This window comes from Prevotella fusca JCM 17724, assembly GCF_001262015.1.
In the GTDB taxonomy this organism is placed as follows: Bacteria; Bacteroidota; Bacteroidia; order Bacteroidales; family Bacteroidaceae; genus Prevotella; species Prevotella fusca.
The window spans coordinates 780,081-798,929 of sequence record NZ_CP012074.1; the positions used below are offsets into that span (position 1 = coordinate 780,081).

At 42.7% G+C, this 18,849-nt stretch carries 15 protein-coding genes; 9 read left to right on the forward strand and 6 right to left on the reverse strand.

Going from position 1 to position 18,849, the window contains the following annotated elements:
* The first annotated feature begins 92 nt into the window (after nucleotides 1–92).
* The gene (locus ADJ77_RS03170) at nucleotides 93–800 is read left to right on the forward strand and encodes a DNA alkylation repair protein (RefSeq protein WP_025078405.1); all 708 of its coding nucleotides are present in this window, start codon (nucleotides 93–95) and stop codon (nucleotides 798–800) included.
* 186 nt (nucleotides 801–986) lie between these two features.
* Nucleotides 987–1,298, forward strand: coding sequence for a hypothetical protein (locus ADJ77_RS03175; RefSeq protein WP_025078404.1), 312 nt, complete (start codon nucleotides 987–989; stop codon nucleotides 1,296–1,298).
* Nucleotides 1,299–1,324: 26 nt separating this feature from the next.
* Here the strand turns inward: ADJ77_RS03175 and ADJ77_RS03180 are convergent, their stop codons facing one another.
* Nucleotides 1,325–2,866 carry a sulfatase-like hydrolase/transferase gene (locus tag ADJ77_RS03180; protein ID WP_025078403.1) on the reverse strand — a complete coding sequence of 514 codons (1,542 nt, stop codon included), beginning with the start codon at nucleotides 2,864–2,866 and terminating at the stop codon, nucleotides 1,325–1,327.
* Between the two features lie 493 nt (nucleotides 2,867–3,359).
* Here ADJ77_RS03180 and ADJ77_RS03190 point away from each other — a divergent pair, with 493 nt between their 5' ends.
* Nucleotides 3,360–4,091 carry an HAD family hydrolase gene (locus ADJ77_RS03190; protein ID WP_025078401.1) on the forward strand — a complete coding sequence of 244 codons (732 nt, stop codon included), beginning with the start codon at nucleotides 3,360–3,362 and terminating at the stop codon, nucleotides 4,089–4,091.
* A 707-nt stretch (nucleotides 4,092–4,798) separates the two neighbouring features.
* On the opposite strand, the gene ADJ77_RS03195 is transcribed toward ADJ77_RS03190, so the two are convergent.
* Entirely contained in the window at nucleotides 4,799–5,203 is a 405-nt protein-coding gene (locus ADJ77_RS03195) for an OsmC family protein (RefSeq protein ID WP_025078400.1), read from the reverse strand.
* 327 nt (nucleotides 5,204–5,530) lie between these two features.
* On the opposite strand from ADJ77_RS03195, the gene ADJ77_RS03200 reads away from it, so the two are divergent.
* A complete protein-coding gene (locus ADJ77_RS03200) occupies nucleotides 5,531–7,459 on the forward strand; it encodes a leucine-rich repeat protein (RefSeq protein ID WP_081784436.1) in 1,929 nt (642 codons plus the stop codon).
* 160 nt (nucleotides 7,460–7,619) lie between these two features.
* Here ADJ77_RS03200 and ADJ77_RS03205 read toward each other — a convergent pair whose 3' ends face one another.
* From ADJ77_RS03205 to ADJ77_RS03215, 3 genes are all read right to left on the reverse strand, one after another.
* Nucleotides 7,620–8,603, reverse strand: coding sequence for a nucleotidyltransferase family protein (locus ADJ77_RS03205; RefSeq protein WP_234398120.1), 984 nt, complete (start codon nucleotides 8,601–8,603; stop codon nucleotides 7,620–7,622).
* A gap of 143 nt (nucleotides 8,604–8,746) precedes the next feature.
* Nucleotides 8,747–10,663 (reverse strand): polysaccharide biosynthesis protein, encoded by a 1,917-nt coding sequence (locus ADJ77_RS03210; protein WP_025078397.1) that lies wholly within the window; start codon nucleotides 10,661–10,663, stop codon nucleotides 8,747–8,749.
* Between the two features lie 167 nt (nucleotides 10,664–10,830).
* Nucleotides 10,831–12,219 (reverse strand): toxin-antitoxin system YwqK family antitoxin, encoded by a 1,389-nt coding sequence (locus ADJ77_RS03215; protein ID WP_025078396.1) that lies wholly within the window; start codon nucleotides 12,217–12,219, stop codon nucleotides 10,831–10,833.
* A 149-nt stretch (nucleotides 12,220–12,368) separates the two neighbouring features.
* On the opposite strand from ADJ77_RS03215, the gene ADJ77_RS03220 reads away from it, so the two are divergent.
* The 5 genes from ADJ77_RS03220 (at nucleotide 12,369) to ADJ77_RS03240 (ending at nucleotide 17,343) form a co-directional block, all read left to right on the forward strand.
* Nucleotides 12,369–13,280, forward strand: a complete 912-nt coding sequence (locus ADJ77_RS03220; protein WP_050696013.1) for a phosphate acyltransferase — start codon at nucleotides 12,369–12,371, stop codon at nucleotides 13,278–13,280.
* Between the two features lie 39 nt (nucleotides 13,281–13,319).
* Nucleotides 13,320–14,384 carry a butyrate kinase gene (gene buk / locus ADJ77_RS03225; RefSeq protein WP_025078395.1) on the forward strand — a complete coding sequence of 355 codons (1,065 nt, stop codon included), beginning with the start codon at nucleotides 13,320–13,322 and terminating at the stop codon, nucleotides 14,382–14,384.
* 75 nt (nucleotides 14,385–14,459) lie between these two features.
* Nucleotides 14,460–15,599 (forward strand): ADP-forming succinate--CoA ligase subunit beta, encoded by a 1,140-nt coding sequence (gene sucC / locus ADJ77_RS03230; RefSeq protein WP_025078394.1) that lies wholly within the window; start codon nucleotides 14,460–14,462, stop codon nucleotides 15,597–15,599.
* A gap of 12 nt (nucleotides 15,600–15,611) precedes the next feature.
* Complete coding sequence (gene sucD, locus ADJ77_RS03235) at nucleotides 15,612–16,484, forward strand: succinate--CoA ligase subunit alpha (RefSeq protein WP_050696014.1); 873 nt, start codon at nucleotides 15,612–15,614, stop codon at nucleotides 16,482–16,484.
* A gap of 376 nt (nucleotides 16,485–16,860) precedes the next feature.
* Nucleotides 16,861–17,343 (forward strand): low molecular weight protein-tyrosine-phosphatase, encoded by a 483-nt coding sequence (locus ADJ77_RS03240; RefSeq protein ID WP_025078393.1) that lies wholly within the window; start codon nucleotides 16,861–16,863, stop codon nucleotides 17,341–17,343.
* Nucleotides 17,344–17,476: 133 nt separating this feature from the next.
* Here the strand turns inward: ADJ77_RS03240 and ADJ77_RS03245 are convergent, their stop codons facing one another.
* Entirely contained in the window at nucleotides 17,477–18,331 is an 855-nt protein-coding gene (locus ADJ77_RS03245; RefSeq protein ID WP_025078392.1) for a patatin-like phospholipase family protein, read from the reverse strand.
* Nucleotides 18,332–18,849 lie beyond the last annotated feature (518 nt).

The window sequence follows — 18,849 nt, forward strand, 5'->3', positions numbered from 1 at the left end:
TGTCAGTTTCTGTTCCCAATTGGACTGAATAATAAAATAAAGAATTATCTTTGCACCATAAAAGAACACTGTTAAACGATTCAGATTTATACATGAAACCTATTATCGGACTGATTACAGATGAGCTTCAGGCTTTTTCGACAGAAGAGAAAAGAGAAGTTCTGCCCAGATTCTTCAAGACTGGCAAGGGTGAATATGGAGAAGGTGACCACTTCTTAGGTGTCGCAGTGCCTGATACCAGAACCGTTGCCAAGCAGCACAAAGACATTTCCCTGAATGAAATACGGAATCTGATGCAGTCAGAATGGCACGAAGTACGCCTGTGTGCCTTGCTCATTATGGTGGAGAAAAGCAAGAAGAAAGATGAAACATTGCGCAAACAGCTTTTTGACCTTTACCTCTCCCAGACCAGCCGCATCAACAATTGGGACCTTGTCGACCTGTCCTGCCGCTTCATCGTAGGCGAATTCCTGCTCGACAAGTCACGTGACATTCTTTATCAGTTAGCACAGAGTCCGCTACTATGGGATAACCGTATTGCCATCGTATCAACCTATGCTTTCATACGCAAGGGACAATTAGACGACACCTATGTGCTGAGTGACCTGATGATGAAGCACCCACATGATCTCATGCACAAAGCTATTGGCTGGATGCTTCGTGAGGCTGGCAAGCGTAATCCCGAGCGGCTTTACGACTACGTCATGAATCATCGGGCAGAAATGCCACGTACTATGCTGCGTTTTGCCATTGAAAAGTTTGGTCCAAAAGAACGGTCTGTACTTATGAAGCGTGTGTAGGTCATCTATACCATTATTATCGCTGTCCGATAAAATTTAAATAGCACACGTTCCAATGCAGGCTCTCTTTCAAAGAGATAATATCGTGTTGCTGCTGAAAAAGTAAGCTCCTAATCAATAAGTCTTGTTTGCTCATGGCAGGACGACTCTTTCCTGACAACAAGTTGTTTCTTCCCCGGCAACATATTGCAAGGTGTTCAGTACCCAACACCATTGGTGCTTACCAACAACACCACTGGTGCTTACCAACAACACCACTGGTGCTTACCAACAACACCATTGGTGCTTACCAACAACACCATTGGTGCTTACCAACAACACAGCGGTAGAAAATGGGAAGAAAGGTTTATCATGGTCATTACCATAGTATATAGTAAGCCGCTAATGGCTGACTTGTATGAGAAAAGGGTGTCGGACACCAACAATATAATACCGTCAGACAAACAGTTAGAAACATATTTACCAAGCCTTGGCAATATAATTACCGAGGCTTGGTAATCATTTGACAAAACAACTTAACTACCCTATCTGCTCCTCTCATTCTTCAATATCGACTGCATACGGAACACTTCGTCAGGATATTCGGAGGCAATGTTATTGGTTTCGTAAGGACTGGCTGTCATGTCATAAAGCTGAGGCACAGGCGAGTTTCCGGTTTCAATCTTCGGTCCCCACTGAATCATCTTCGGTCCGTTGCTCGGTTCAATGTAACGATAACGAGACGTGAGAACGGAGAGAACGTGTGAGTTGGACTGCCCGATAACGTACTCACGTCCAGTCAAGTCGGTTCCGAGAAGTGTGGAAAGATAGTTACGACTGTCAGGGGCACTGCCTTTAGGGAAACGGGCATGGATGAGCGAGCCCAACGATGAAAGGATATCTATCTGACTCACAAGTGCCTTGGACACTGTTCCACCCTTGACCATACGAGGCCAGGATACTACAAAAGGCACAGCTGTCCCACCCTCAAAGGCACTGTATTTATTGCCACGGAACGGACCAGCAGGACTGTGCCCGTTAAGCAGTTCTTCAGCACTGTCTTCATATCCGTCATCCACAACAGGACCATTGTCACTGGTGAGGATAATAAGCGTATTGTCAGCTATCTTCAGTTCATGCAGTTTCTTCATAATCTGACCGACCGTCCAGTCGAACTGAACGATGGCATCACCTCGCACACCCATCGGGTTTTTTCCACGGAAACGGTCGTGAGGGAAACGAGGAACATGGACATCATTTGTTGCAAAATACATGAAGAAAGACTCCTTACGGTGGCTTTCTATGAATTTCACGGCATGAGAAAGAATAGAATCTGCAAGGTTCTCATCCTTCCACAGTGCCTTTCCCCCACCCTTCATATAGCCGATTCTGCCGATACCATTGACGATAGACATATCATGACCATGACTGGCACGCATGTTATAGAGTAGTTCTGGATTCTTCTTGCCTGTGGGTTCACCATCAAAGTTCTTTACGTATGACACTTCTATCGGATGTGCCGGGTCATAGTTGGCTACAGCACCATTCTCAATGAAGACACAGGGAACACGGTCGGCTGTGGCTGCCATGATATAATGATAATCGAAACCGAGGTCACCCAACGACTCTGGCAATGGTGCATTCCAATCCTGCTCACCTCCCCTGTCACCCAGTCCGAGATGCCACTTCCCGATAGCACAGGTTGCATAGCCACGACTCTTGAACATGTCAGCCATCGTGAACTGGCTGGGCTTGATAATCATTCCGGCATTACCGGCTACCACATCTGTGCCCTCACGTCTCCAGGCATACTCACCCGTAAGGAGCGAGTAACGTGAAGGAGTACTCGTTGCGGCAACAGCATGCCCGTTCATAAACCGTATGCCCGACTGTGCAAGATGATTAATGTTAGGTGTCCGGACATTCTTGGCACCGTAACATTCCAAATCACCATAGCCAAGGTCATCAGCCAGGATAATTATCACATTAGGCTTATCTGCTGCCATTCCACGTGTCTGTGCCACAGCTTTCTGACCTGTACCGAGGGTAGAGGACAACAATGCAATTGTCAAAAGTTTTTGTTCCATTTTGTTTTAGTTTCCATTTAGGCAATCATTAGGCTTGAGATAGCGTGACTATCCAAATAAACACGTATCCAGACGCACATCTCCCTCAGGTTTATGCAGCCACAAAGAAAACAAAAATAATTGAAATTATCAAATTTTTCGTCAGATAATTTGTCATTGTCAAGGGGGCTATCGTCATCTTGATAGTGTTAACAAAACATGTTTGAACAACATATAAATTAACATTATCACCAAACTCATAGACAAATACGCCATATCTACATATAATTAAAAAAGGTAAATATTGCATCTTCATCATAAAAAACTTGCGAATTTGCTTGCAATAACGAAAAAAACAATTATCTTTGCTGTTGAAAGATAAAAGAAGGAGGCTTATGGTATTTGAAAGGAAACTATCTAATTATTAACCGTCCTGCTAAACAGCCTTCATCGAACAGGGTCCGATGAAGAAGAGAGTGTTCACGATAACAATAACATCATAAAAATCAGGCTTATGACGGAGATTTCACTTATAGCATTTGATGCTGACGATACACTGTGGGGTAGTCAGACCTACTTTAACACGGTGGAGAAAGTGTACTGTGAGATTCTTGCCCCGTATGCTTCGGCTGATGAGGTGTCACATGCTCTCCGCATCACTGAAAAGGCCAACATGCCACTCCTTGGTTATGGAAGCAAGGCTTTCATGTTATCACTAATAGAGAATGCTGTCAAAGTCAGTCACGGAAAGATAAAGGGCTATGACATTGGGCAGATTATTGATGTGAGCAAAGAACTGCTACGATTACCTGGACGTCCGTTCGACGGTGTGAAAGTAACGCTGGCGAAACTACGTGACACAGGCAGGTATCGTATGATTGTATTCACAAAGGGAGAACTGCTTGACCAGGAGAATAAGTTTAAGCGTTCGGGACTGTGTCCCTATTTTGATGATATTGTCATCGAGTCAGATAAGACACCTGATGCTTACCAACGACTTTGCAGACAGTTTGGCGTAAAGGCAGGACAGCTGCTGACCGTTGGTGACTCCTTCTCAGAGGATGTGGCTCCAGCACTCAAGATGGGAGGATGGGGCGTTCACATACCTTATTATTATATAGGAAGTGAAGACGACATGTATCAAAACAATGCACATCCACACCTGTTGCGTATTGCTAAATTCGCAGAACTCACTAAATATCTGTGCCCTGTCCCACGGTTTGTGGATGAGAGCCAAGTGTCGTGAGAATCTTCCCTCACCCTGCAAAAGGAGGAATTTACGAACAAAGACTTAAAAGCCCTGTCACACACTCATTCATTGAGTTATGACAGGGCATTTTCTTTATCTTCAGAAGTATCAATCCCCCAGGGGCAAGGTCATGTCACACGAATAAATACCAAGACTTCCCAATCCTGTTTCTCAGCAGCTTCCAACAACAGTTTCTATCCTTTAATCTAAATCAGCCATTAAAATGTTCTGGAATCATAATGTTACAAAACACTTTGCTGTTGTCTGATAATAGGACCGACATTCGTCATCCTGTAGACACATAAAGGCTCTTTCGACAATATGAAAACAACTTTCAAACAACCGATTTAGGACAATGAAATATCTTTACATAACATACTGAAAAAACTTCTTTTAATCACAAACAAGCACGACTAAAAACCAAGCATGCAACCGCCAGATTATCAACCGTTTACAGAATGGTAAAATTATCAGTGCTTAATTGCGTCCTAACTAACGCCCTTCAAGCGTTCAATTAAGCCTTAGTTAGAAGCCAAGTAAGGCTTAATTGCAACGCAATTAAGCATCTAATATTTTCTACGCTTGATTTTATTCTTACAAAATAAACATTTTAGCTCCAAACAGGTTCAGTAGGATTCCACAGCATTTGGAAGCTGTGAGAATTTCCATTGATCAATTTGGACTTAAAAGAAGCTGGCGAACCTTTACTCATACACAAAGTCAAACACCTTCTCGGCTGTCAGCGTATTGCCTACAAAACAAGTCTTATGAGCTATATACTCAAACTTCTTGCGCTGTTTCTCATCGAAAGAAGCCTTGAGGTGGAAGGTGATTGGGATACGAGTAACTGTGAATTTATCCATATCTTCTTCACACTCGCCCACTTCAGCATAGCAGCCTGAGAAGTCAACACCTCCACGTTCAGCCTGCAAGCCCATGATAGTCAACACACATGCAGCCAGCGAATTACCTAACAGCTCCACAGGAGCCTGGTTCTCGCCCAGTCCGCCAAAAGCCTTGCCTGCATCGGTTCTCACTGTAACTTCTGATCTCTGATGTGTTGCTTCAACACGTCCTTTTCCCTGATAAACAGCTTTTGTAATTGTCATAATCGTAAATCTTTAGGTTTGGTTATTAATGTTTGGTTTATAAATTATCCCTCAATAAAGGAATCATGGCAGCAAAGATAATACAAAAATATGAGACTTACAACTATCACATCAGATACAACCCAATGCTGCCAGTGTACAAATGACACAATTATACAAAATACATAAACATACAGGCATTATGTAACCAAGAATTGACATTCACCTTCTATAATGATATTTAAAGGTAATTAGTTGTTACAACAAATATTATTTGTTATTTTTGCAAACGACATTAGCTTACCTTTAAACACATTCATTTATCAACATAACATAAAAGATTGCATTATGAAACACCTTTTACTATTGATGTTTGCATGTACCACCATAGCGGTAAATGCACAGGAAAAATTCACAGTAGGTAATCTTACCTATACTGTAACAAGCCCGACAACCGTGGAAGTCACGAAACTGGATAGCAAAGTAAAGGATGCTGTCGAGATTCCAGAGAAAGTTACGAACACTGATGCGAAGCAATACACTGTTACTTCTATCGGTGAAGAAGCCTGCAAGTGGTCGGATGCTGTATCCATAACACTCCCGGAAACAGTTGATTCCATCAAGAACTCTGCCTTTTCCGGCTGTAAGATTACAAGCATCACATTCCCAAAGAACCTGCGCTATATCGGCTCATACGCATTCAGTTCAACAAAGCTGACAAGCATTGATGTCCCTGCAACAGTAGAAGAAATCAATGACCACGCTTTCTTTGGTTCCAGCAGTAACCCGTCACTTGCTTCTGTCAAGCTGCATGAAGGACTGAAAAAAATTGGGGATGGTGCTTTCTATTCCAGTGCGCTTACTGAAATTGAGATACCTGCATCAGTTACGACATTGGGAAAATCAGTTTTCCTACGTAACAGATTACTCAAGAAAGTTGTTTTCCATGATGGTCTTTTATCCATCGGACAAGGTGCCTTCAATGACTGTCGGGCGTTGACAGAATTCACCTTGCCGAACACCTTGAAGAAGATAGAAGAAGAGGCTTTCCTCAATGCTAAAGCTATCAAAAGTCTGAATATTCCGAAATCATTGGAGACTATCGGTAGCTGTGCCTTTGCAAGCACGAACCTGACAACCATCACCCTCGATGCAGACAATAAGAACTTTGTTCTGAAAGATGGCGTTCTCTACACCAAGGACTATAAAGTCTTACAGCTGGCACCTCTGAAAGGTCTCAAGAATTATCAGGTGGAAAGCGCATGCCTGGGTATTGCAGGCGGAACTTTCTGGGGAAGTGAACTGGAGAGCATCACACTTTCAGACAACATTGTAGCTATTGGCTATGGTGCCTTCCTTGGCTCACAGCTTAAGAGTATCAACTGGCCGAAGTATTTGAGCTATATTGAAGAGCAGGCATTTGCCAACACACAGTTCACTGAACTGACATTGCCTTCATCCGTATATTACATTGCTGATGGTTGTTTTGCAAGCTGCAAGAAACTCACGAAGGTAACAATGCCTTCCGGTGTAATGCAGGTATATGCACATGCTTTCCACAACTGCGAGCTACTGACTCAATTTGTTGCCAAGGGAAGTACTGCACCGGAATTCATGTCCTATTATGAGTCCTATGACGCTCCATTCTACGGCATAGCATCTCCTGCAACACTTATTGTTCCGAAGGGTGCAATAAAGTCGTACACAGATGCAGGCTGGGGAGACTTCTTCAACATAGATGAAAGCGAAACAGCCTCATTGACAGTAAAGAGTGTTACACCAGAGAAGGAATCAAACCTGGACAAGAATGCACAATTCTCATTCAGCATTACCTTCAACGAGAATTTACAATTAGTAAATAAGAACCCAGAGGTTCAAATCCGACAGGACTACATCTACAGTGCTGTCTATATCACCCCTACTGGAACACCTCGGTGGACAGCACGTCTTGACGGGAACAATACGCTCACCATCTTCGGTAATGACAGTGACGGTTTCCTCGATTCATTCACAGCAAAGGAAGGTAAGACCTACTATGTGACTATCCCTGCCGGTGTCGTAAAGGACAACACCGGCGCAGTAAACGACCAGATGACTATCACCTACTATGGTCCTAAAACCTCAACAGGTATAGAGACACTGAAGGGTGAGACCTCATCCAACAGTAAGGTTGTTGCACGATACAACCTCAACGGTCAGGCTGTCAACGCTACACAGAAGGGTGTCCAGATTGTGAAGTACGCTGATGGTACGATACGCAAGATTGTTGTCAAGTAACATCTGTCTTGCTAAAAACTTAATAACAAGGGTAGCTGTGTATAAAAGCACAAAAGCTCAATGACAAGGTACAGATGATAATGTACTTATCCTAAAACAGGGGAACATGGATTTATAAGCCATGTTCCCCTGCTACATAATATACAGAAAGGATTATAAGTTATGTGATTCCATTCAAATCTCCTTTTAATGCCAAAAGGGCTTTGCGTGGAATGGATGAAAAGACTGAAGCCTTGATTTCACGGGGTGAGAAACGATAGAAGCGGTAGTAAAGCTGTAACTTTCTATAAGTTGTAACTAAGAAATACTGAGCTTTGAATCTAAAACTACGATTGTGGCCATGAAACCCAAAGTTGCCACCGAACCATACAACATCCATAAACTGGTTCATTGCCTGCAAAGACTCTCTATCAAAGGACAAAGGCGATAATACATACTTCTCATCCATGCCTAAGACCTTTACCAGTATCAACTGAACAGCCTCAAACGCCTTTCTGAAATCCAAAGCATCCAACCAGTCATATAACTGCTTCTTGTCAATGACATCATGATGTGTTTTCAAGAGAATTGCGACATCTGAGAACTGTCGCAATCCCACGCCTAACTCAATCAGATGATGATAGAGATGCAGAAAAGTATATAAAACATTTAAAGTGGGTTCTAATGTTGGAACAGAACAACCATCCACTTCTACGTATGTAGGTGTAAGAGACTGGAATATTTCATTCCATATCTTCTGGGATTTAACACTGGCAAATCTCATCAGACAATGGTGCAATTCCAGAATGATGGAATTATGCACCAGGTCATAATGCTGTTCTGTGGGCTTACCCTCAGTATGAACTCCCCATGTACGTTCCAGTGCAGACATAACCTTCAGAAGATTATCTTTATCACAGTAGAAATCAATGTCGCCTGGTGTCCGTGCAAGGGGATTGGGATAATAACGTCCTATTGTCTGCCCCTTTACAACAATGGCATTTATCCCATTATCATCAAATATACCACACAAAGAGACCAACTCCTTATTAACCGCCTTGTTAGACGCTGCTATCCTGCTTCGTATAGCCAGCAATTTCAAGACATCTTCCCGTTCCAAATGAACATTGTTCCGAATCAGACTATCGGCAATCACACCCAACATTGTTTGTTTAGAAGCCAACTCATAAACAGAAAGAAATTCTGTATGGGTCAAAGATAGTTCCAATGGTGTTTGCCACAATTCACTTTTCAATAAACTTAAAAAAAGAGAATATGGAGGGGACTGCATGTCTATCATACACGTTGTTATTTGTCGAGGACAGAGTATTTACTGTTGTTACTTACATATTCTGGTACGATTTCCTTCATCTTTTCAACTATGACCATATCGTTGTAAGTATGACTCAAAGCTATAAGCGATTCTATCTGCTTGTTTACTTCATTATAATCATACTCACGCACCTCAGCAATACGAATCTTCTCGTGGAAACTTGGAAGGGTATTCTCAGTCGTACTCAAAACCTCTTCATAAAGTTTCTCTCCAGCACGCAAGCCTGTGTACTTTATCTCAATATGCTCTGCACCTGAGAGTTTTATCATACGCTTGGCAAGATCAGCAATCTTCACAGGTTTACCCATATCGAACACGAAAATCTCACCTCCACTTCCATGTGTACCTGCTTCAAGCACGAGTTTACATGCCTCAGGTATCAACATAAAGAAGCGGATGATATTCGGGTCGGTTACAGTTACTGGTCCACCAGCCTTTATCTGCTTTTCAAACAACGGTATGACAGAACCATTTGAACCCAATACATTACCAAAACGAGTGGTAACAAATTGTGTGACAGGCTTACCATCAGCTTGTTCATTAATCTTCTTGTTCAGACTCTGGCAATAGATTTCACAGATACGCTTTGAGCACCCCATTACATTCGTCGGGTTTACAGCTTTATCAGTGGAAACCATTACAAACTTCTTAACCCCGTACTTAACACTGAGGTCAGCAATAACCTTTGTTCCCCAGACATTGTTCTGGATGCTTTCAGATGGATTGTTCTCCATCATCGGAACGTGCTTATATGCAGCTGCATGAAATACATAATCAGGATTGTAAGTCTCGAAGATATTATCCATGCGCTCTTTGTTGGAGATACTTGCAACGATAGTGTGTGCTTTAATGTCAGGCCATTCGAATTGCATCATCAACCGAATGTTATGCTGAGGAGTCTCAGCCTGGTCAATAAGAATCAACTCTGCAGGATTATAAACGGCTACCTGTCGGACTATCTCAGAACCAATACTACCAGCCGAACCTGTAATCATTATTCGCTTGCCACGCAACAGATTACCAATAGAATCCATATCCACATTAATCTGGTCACGCGGTAGCAGATCTTCAATACTGATTTCCTTGAGCTGTACCTTGGAATAGTCATCTTCCTGACTCCATTCCTTCTCTGCAGAACTCATGAAAATCTGAACACCAAGACTCAAGAGAATATCCTGTAACTTTGCATCATTACGGAAACGCTCATTCTGTAGCGGAGATACCAAGACTGCTTTGATTTTCAACGACTTGATACGGTCAGCCAGACTATCATCTACAAGATAGACATTCTCGCCCATAAGCATGCGTCCCTTGATAGAAGGCTCATGGGAAATAAAACCTTTCAGCAGAAACTTACAAGGCTTAGTACTTCGAATACTCTTTGCCAAGCCTACTCCTCCATCCTTTACGCCATATACAAGCGTACGGATACCTTTATCAGTATTGAATAAGACATCATAAACAGACTTCGTTAATATGCGGAAAGCCATCATGCCTATTGTAGCAACAAGATACATTGCTGCAATCTGCCGTCCTTGAAGACGGACAAAGTGCATTTCCAAATTATAAACAAAATAATGCATCACCTCTGCTATAACAAGGGAAAGGAACATAGCCAATACCACTCGCTGTAAATCAACGAAGGAGGAATAGCGGATGATGCCAGAATATGTACGGAAAATCCTGAATCCTATCAAGTTGAACACCATGTACATCAAGATAGTTTTGGACAACAAGGCAATATTATTAAAAGCAACTGCGCCATGATAATATAACCAAAAGACAAAAATACCTGAAAAATAACAGATAATAATATCTATGAGTAATATTACCCAATAAGGCAATGCGTTCATCGAAAAATACCAATTCAAGATTTTATCAAATACTTTCATAATTATTTTTTAGTAGTTTACAGGAAGCCTGCCCTCAAAAATCAAAAAGGACTCGCTATTTTTCTATACAGGATTCTATTTCTGATGCAAATATACTCAAAATTTCTAAATAACACACATCAAGCCATGGATATTTGCTTTAATTACTTTTAAAAACCTTTATAAAGTCATCTTACATCCATTTGAATATGGTAAATTCCCCCATAAAGATTGGGCTGATGAGTGAAGGTAATTATCACTTCACGCTCATCATATCCTATTTGTATTGTCTTTGGCTCAAGAATGAAATTTCCGTCTGTCGACAGATAGTCTATATTACCAAGAACCTGGTAACCTGCACTGATCGCCTCTTGTGCAATATGATACATCTCATCTTTCGACCAAGTAAACATCTTGATACGTTCCAGAGAGAGGTTGTTACCAGTAACAGTGCCGAAGTAAGCTATCTGCCTTGGATTCTTACCAGTTATCTTGTCCTTACCACTCTGCGCATCATAAACCATATTATAATGGAAGATTATTTCCTTCTGGATACCATACCCATCAATTATTTGTGACGCACTTAGCTTGAAGTTTCTACTCAAGCCGGCTAATGCACCTATGCTTTGTGTACGTTCATCATCTTTACTCAACAAACTGTATAGATATGGAAAAGAGAAAGAGCCCTGAGGTGACATAGCTGCATTGGAATACTTCTCGCCTTTTACAGATGCCGCATTACCTTTCGGACCATCTGGATACTTCACATTAGCAATCAGTTTCTCCTCTTCTGTCATCTGCTTTCCACGTTTCGTTCTTACAGCTGTCCTTGCAGGTCTGTCCCCTTTCACCTTTGACTGACCACCAGATTCTGCCTGTATTCCCTTAGAATCTGCAATATAATCCCCTGTCTTCCTGACATCCTTAGCTTCCTCTTTGTTTCTTAACCCAGCATCTTCTCTGGCTTTAGAGATACTCTTTGACTGTGCCATAATCAATGCCTCGTCACGACGGAAGCGTTCACAGAAATCATCTTCGTTGGTTATCTTGTCTATATAATGGTCTTTCCCTCCTTTTATCTCATTGACTTTGGAACCATTACGCCAAATAGTTGTATATTCCAGACGACCGTTCTCATTATAAGTATAACATGGACCGTCGAGAACGCCATTGCGATAAGTCAACTTCATACCGATATTACCACTTGGGAAGAAAGACAAGGCACGCCCATCTGCCTTACCGTTCTTATATTGCAAAACAGACTCCACCCTGCCCGACTTATGAAAAGTCCTACATACACCATTTAACACAGTATGACGGTCATCATGCTTGTTGATACTTGTATAATGCTTCTCAGCTTGCAGCTGTCCTGTAATGAAATAGTCGTAAAAAATCTTGTGCCCGCCGTCATCAACAGCCAGGACACGATAATAGGAAGCCTTGTCTGCACTGCTGACCCCCTGCCACCGGCTATTATAAAAGATTGCTCCATGAGGAATATAGCTGCGCACTACATGTTGAGCCGAAGCCAGACAAAAAAAAGCACATGCAAGTATAATAAAGTACAGACGTTTCATATTATTATTCTCTAATCCGACCACAAATATACATCAATGATGCCAAAAAACAAAATTTCTTCTGTTTTTTCTCTAAATAACAACTGTAATTCAAAACAAAATAGTATCTTTGTCACATCTAACTAACTGTAACTGAAAATCGATTAACTATGCCAGAAGAAAGAAAGACAATCAAAGATTTTAAACAGCTAATCAGTCTTCTCAAAGAGAGGAACATCTGCAAGCGTACTGTAGTAGTATGGCCGGAGGATAGCCACACACAGGAATCTGTCAGCCAAGCAGCGCACGAAGGCTTCATTGAGCCGATATTAGTATGTTCTGAAGACACAGAAAAAGGTTACGTCAGGCAACATGGCTTCCAAGCTATAATTGCCCATGAACCTGCCGAAGCTGCACGGAAAGCTGTTGAACTGGTAAGAGAGCAGAAAGCTGATATTGTCATGAAAGGTTTTCTCAACACCGATGTCCTCCTACGGGCCATACTTGACAAAGAAATCGGAATCCTACCGAAAGACACAGTGTTAACCCATATAACTGCAGCAAAACTACCCGAATACCACAAACTACTTTTCTTTACTGATGCCGCTGTCATTCCCACTCCTACTGACAAGCAACGCAGAGAGCAGGTGAGATACATTGTAGACTTCTGCCACGCATTCCAGATTGAATGCCCCAAGGTTGCCCTTATACACTGTTCCGAGAAAGTTGACGAACGACACTTCCCATATACAGCTTCTTATGCTATGCTGAAAGAAGAAGGAGAGACTGGTGCTTTCGGACCATGCAGAATAGATGGTCCTTTAGACTTAAAGACTTCCTGCTCGGCTGAAGCCATGAAAATCAAACAGATAGACTCGCCTATAGAGGGAGAGGCTGATGCATTGGTGTTCCCTGATATTGAAGCTGGTAACCTCTTCTATAAAACGATTACCCTCTTCTGTCATGCAGAAACGGCAGCCGTTCTCCAAGGGACAATAGCTCCGGTCGTACTCCCCAGCCGTGGCGACACAATTGAATCCAAATTTTATAGTCTTGCCCTTGCGAGTCTAATCTCCAGGTAGCATATATATTATATATAAGGTATATATAAATAAAGCATTATGGCATACAAGATTTTAGCTATCAACCCGGGGTCGACATCAACCAAGATATCACTTGCAAACGATGACCAGCCGGTATTTGTTGCCGACATTGCTCATTCCAGAGAAGAACTGAGCACGTTCAAACGAATATCCGACCAGTATCACTTCCGCAAACAGGTTGTCATCGAAGAACTGAAGAAGCGGAATGTCCCCTTGGATTTTGATGCTGTCATTGGACGTGGCGGGCTTGCCAAACCAGTATCAAGCGGCGTGTTCACCATCACGGAGAAGATGATTACAGATCAGCAACAAGCCATTCACCAGCATGCCTGTGATCTCGGCTGTATGATTGCTGATGAGATTGCACGGGATATTCCGGGCTGTAAAAGTTTTATAGCAGATCCGGGCGTTGTGGACGAACTGGAACCCGAAGCACGTATATCAGGGTCTCCGTTAATGCCCCGCATGTGCATCTGGCATGCTCTGAACCAGAAAGCAATCGGAAGACGCTTTGCCAAAGACATGGGGACAAAGTATGAGAATCTGAACCTTATAATATGTCATCTGGGCGGAGGTGTGTCTATTGCGGCACACAGCCATGGAAAGGCTATTGATGCAAACAATGCACTGGATGGCGAAGGACCTTTCTCCCCGGAGCGTGCAGGCTCGTTGCCAGCTGCTGACTTGATTCATCTTTGCTTCAGTGGAAAATACACCGAAAACCAACTGCTGAAAAAAGTGAGCGGACAGGCGGGTCTTATTGCCCACCTTGGAACAAACGACCTCAAGGAAATAATGAACTGGATAAAGGCTGGTGATAAGCATGCAGAACTTGTGGTATCAGCCATGATATGGCACATCGCAAAGAACATTGCAGCTGAAGGTGCCGTGTTATATGGGAACGTTGATGCTATCCTCCTTACAGGCGGTATGGCAAAGAGTGACTATATCATCGAACGGCTCAAGCGACGTATCGAATACCTTGCACCAGTCCATGCCTATCCCGGACAAGATGAAATGCAGGCACTGACCGAGAACGCACTGGCTGTCCTGCGAGGTGAACGTGTGGCACAAGACTATTGACATGTGCTACAAAGAGATTAATTACCAAGAACCCTAAACAATTAAAACTTATTTTATAATTTAAAACCAGATCTTATGAAGGTACATGAATACCAGGCAAAGAAATTCTTTGCAAGTTATGGGCTTCCTGTGGACCGCAACATTATTTGCCGGACTCCCGATGAAGCTGTTGCAGCCTACAAGCAATTAGGTGTTGAGAAAGCCGTGGTGAAAGCACAGGTTCACACTGGTGGACGTGGTAAGGCAGGTGGCGTAAAGCTCGGAAGCAGCGAAGCCGAGATACGTCAGCATGCTGAGGCTATTCTGGGCATGGATATCAAGGGATTCATCGTTGACAGAGTGCTTGTCAGCGAGGCTGTTGACATTGCTTCAGAGTACTACATGAGTATCCTCGTTGACAGAAAGTCAAAGTGCCCGATGTTGATGCTGAGCCGTGCAGGTGGTATGGATATCGAGCAGGTGGCAAAGGAAACACCGGAGAAGATTGAGAAGATTATCATCGACCCTGTTACTGGCATGAGCGACTACCTAGCACGTGAGGCTGCATTCAAGCTGTTCGACAATATGGCGCAGGTTAAACAGGCTGTACCTATCTTCAAGAATATCTATAAACTATTTACCGAGAAAGATGCCTCTTTGGCGGAAATCAACCCATTGGTAATGTTGAAAGACGGGTCGCTGAAAGCAATTGATGCCAAGATGACCTTTGATGACAATGCTCTTTTCCGTCATCCAGACGTTGCCGAACTCTTTGAGCCGACAGAGGAAGAGCGCAAGGAACGTGAAGCAAAAGACAAGGGGTTCAGTTACGTAAACCTTGGTGGAAGTATTGGCTGTATGGTGAATGGTGCCGGACTTGCAATGGCTACCATGGATATGATAAAACTATATGGCGGCGAGCCAGCCAACTTCCTTGATATTGGTGGTAGCTCTAATCCGGAGAAAATAGTTGAAGCTATGAAACTCCTCTTGAGTGACAAGCATGTAAAGGTGGTATTAATCAATATTTTTGGTGGTATTACCCGCTGCGATGATGTCGCCAACGGACTTTTGGAAGCATTCAAGGTTATCGAGACTGACATCCCTATTGTAATCCGTCTGACAGGAACTAACGAAGCTGAAGGAAGAGCTATCCTCGAAGGTACCCACTTCACCGTCGGAACAAGTATGGCAGATGCTGGACATAAGGCCGTAGAACTGAGCAAAAAACTTTAAAAAACAAGAGTTATGAGTATTCTAATCAACAAAGATACAAAGTTAATCGTACAGGGCATTACAGGTCGTGATGGTAGTTTCCACGCTTCAAAGATGAAGGAGTATGGCACCAATGTGGTTGGTGGAACTTCTCCAGGTAAGGCTGGCCAGGAAGTTTGTGGTATCCCTGTATTCAATACAGTTAAAGATGCAGTTGCTGCAACTGGTGCCAACACGTCTATTATCTTCGTTCCTGCACCTTTCGCCAAGGACGCAATGCTTGAGGCTATTGATGGTGGTGTGAAACTTGTTATCTGTATCACCGAAGGCGTTCCCACACTTGATGCAGTCGAAGCACAGCGTTATGCAAAGATTAAGGGTGTGAAGGTAATCGGTCCAAACTGCCCAGGACTTATTTCTCCTGAGGAAAGCATGGCAGGTATTATGCCAACCAATATCTTCAAGAAGGGACATACTGGCGTTATCAGCCGAAGCGGAACACTTACCTATGAAGTGGTTTATAATCTTACACAAGCCGGTCTGGGACAATCCACTGCGGTCGGTGTAGGTGGTGACCCTGTTGTTGGTCTGTACTTTGAGGAACTCCTCCGTATGTTCCAGGATGACCCGGAAACAGACAGTATTGCACTCATCGGAGAAATCGGTGGTGATGCTGAAGAGCGTGCAGCCAAGTTTATCAAAGAGCATGTGACGAAGCCTGTTGCTGTATTTATCTCTGGCCAGCAGGCTCCTCCGGGTAAACAAATGGGACACGCTGGCGCAATCATCTCAAGCGGTTCTGGTTCTGCAAGCGAGAAGATTGCAGCTTTTGAGGCTGTAGGTGTACCTGTTGCACGTGAGACAAGTGAAATACCTGAGCTCCTTAAAAAGCAATTAAAGAAATAGAAGAACAGCGTTTATAATGGAATAAACCGTTTACTATAAAACAATAAAAAGAGGAATACCCTTAATGGGTATTCCTCTTTTTATTCCCAATAATTTTACTACAGAAATGTTATCAACTTTATTTTTAACAAAACATATTTCTTCCATAATCTCATTGTTTACTCACTAATATAATCAACATTAATTCTTTAATGATGTTTTGAAGGATTTATATTGCTTGGTCCCAATGCTTAAAATGGTAATTAAGATTGAAAGTTATACGATTAAGATTAAATGTCATACGGATATCTCAGTTTTTTTTCGTTACTTTGTGCACATAAATCAGAGTGTAGTATACGGCAGACATGGAACTGCTGCAATAAAACAAGATAAGACAATGGACATAACAACAAATAAAAAAGAGCGTATTTTATTTATCTGCTTAGGAAATATCTGCCGTTCTCCGGCAGCACATGCTGTAATGCAACATCTTGTGGAAGAACGTGGATGTGCTGGGCAGTACGAAATTGATTCGGCTGGAATCGGAAACTGGCACGTTGGACAACTGCCAGACCAACGTATGCGGGAGCATGGCAGACGGCGTGGATATAGTGTAGACCATCATGCCCGCCAGTTTGATGCCCGCACAGACTTTGACCGATTCGACCGGATTGTAGTTATGGACGAGGAAAACTATCGTAATATAACATCACAGGCACCCGATGATGAAGCACGGGAAAAAGTAATCAGAATGGCTGATTACTTCACGCAACATCCTCATTCCACTTGTGTACCAGACCCTTATTATGGTGGACCGGAAGACTTTGAACTTGCGCTTGACCTGATTGAGGACGGCTGTAAAGGAATACTTAATTCATGAATTAGTGCCGTCCGATAAACATTTATAATATAATAATGATCCTAATGAAGTTCTCTTATTGTCCATCACATGTAGTGATTTAAAGGTCTTAGTGCCATTCCTGCCCACAAAAATGCCAATGATTGGTTTGGCTTCATCCTTTAACCTCAAACAGAGCCTTGATTTCCTCCAGTTTCTCCAAAGCCACTTCCCTACCCTGTTCATACGTGGCTTGCATCTCTGCAGGATCATGTGATATGTGCCCGATTGTCAGTTTACCTTTTGGACGGAGAACGAGCGTGTTGGGTTTCTTTTCTTCTTCACGGATATAGGCAAGTTCCTCATTATACATAATATGACGATTCTCCAAAGCCCTTACGATACGTGGATGGCGATGCAGCCACATACGCATAAGTCTCATGAGCGAGTTTTGTTTTTTCACGTAACCTTCCGGCTGTGTAAGAACAACAAGATTACGCTCATATCCTTGTTCCCGAAAGAACCGAAGCGGAATAGAATCGGCTATGCCGCCATCCAACAGTTTCTTGCCCTCCACCGTAACAATGCGAGCTGCAATGGGCATGGAAGCTGAGGCACGGATATACTCCAGGCAGGTATCGTCCACTTCCGTCAACCGTTTATATTCAGCCTTGCCTGTCCCCACATTCGTACATACAGCCCAAAACTCCATAGGATTCTCACGGAAAGTATCAACATCAAAGTAATCAATGTGGCGAGGCATATAATGGTAGGCGTACTCACCGCCGAAATAATCGCCTGTCGTCAGGAGTGACCGCAACGAAGCATACCGCCAGTCGTGTGCCAGCTTCTGATTATATCTGAGCACACGTCCCGGCTGCTTCGACTTCATGTTACAGCCGAAGGCTGCACCAGCCGAAACACCAATGACGCCATCAGGCCATATATCGTTTTCCATCAGAACATCCATCACGCCAGCTGAGAACAGTCCGCGCATGGCTCCTCCCTCGAGTACGAGTCCTTTTTTCATTATGCTTTATCTTACTAATTTTATTCGTTGGGATGATGTTAACTAATAGTTTTCTGTGAAGATAATCAACGTTGCAAAGTTACATAAAAACAATAAAAAATGAGGTTTCAGACGGTTGGTAAGTCGTTAAAAGATATAAAGCAATAAGTTTTCAAGGCTTTGCCAGCCGTAACTTTATCAGTATTACTTCACATTATGACATATTTGATGAAACCTGTTTCTGGATGGTGGGAGGACTTCCTGTAGTCTGTGGGATAACCTTTGTGGACAGTGTCATACTTTTTACACAATTGTAAATAAAAATACATCACCTGAAAACCTATAGATACTTACTTGGCGTTCAATTTAGGCTTAATTGCCTTCTAAGATAATTCTTAAAATACAACTTATTGAAAATAAAGAAGTTACCTTGTTTGTACAACTAAACTGGTAACGATTTGGAAACGAGCGAGCTACTTGGCTTCGCTGTTTTCTGCCTAACAAAGAACGCTTGTTATTCTGTTTGCAAAGATAATACT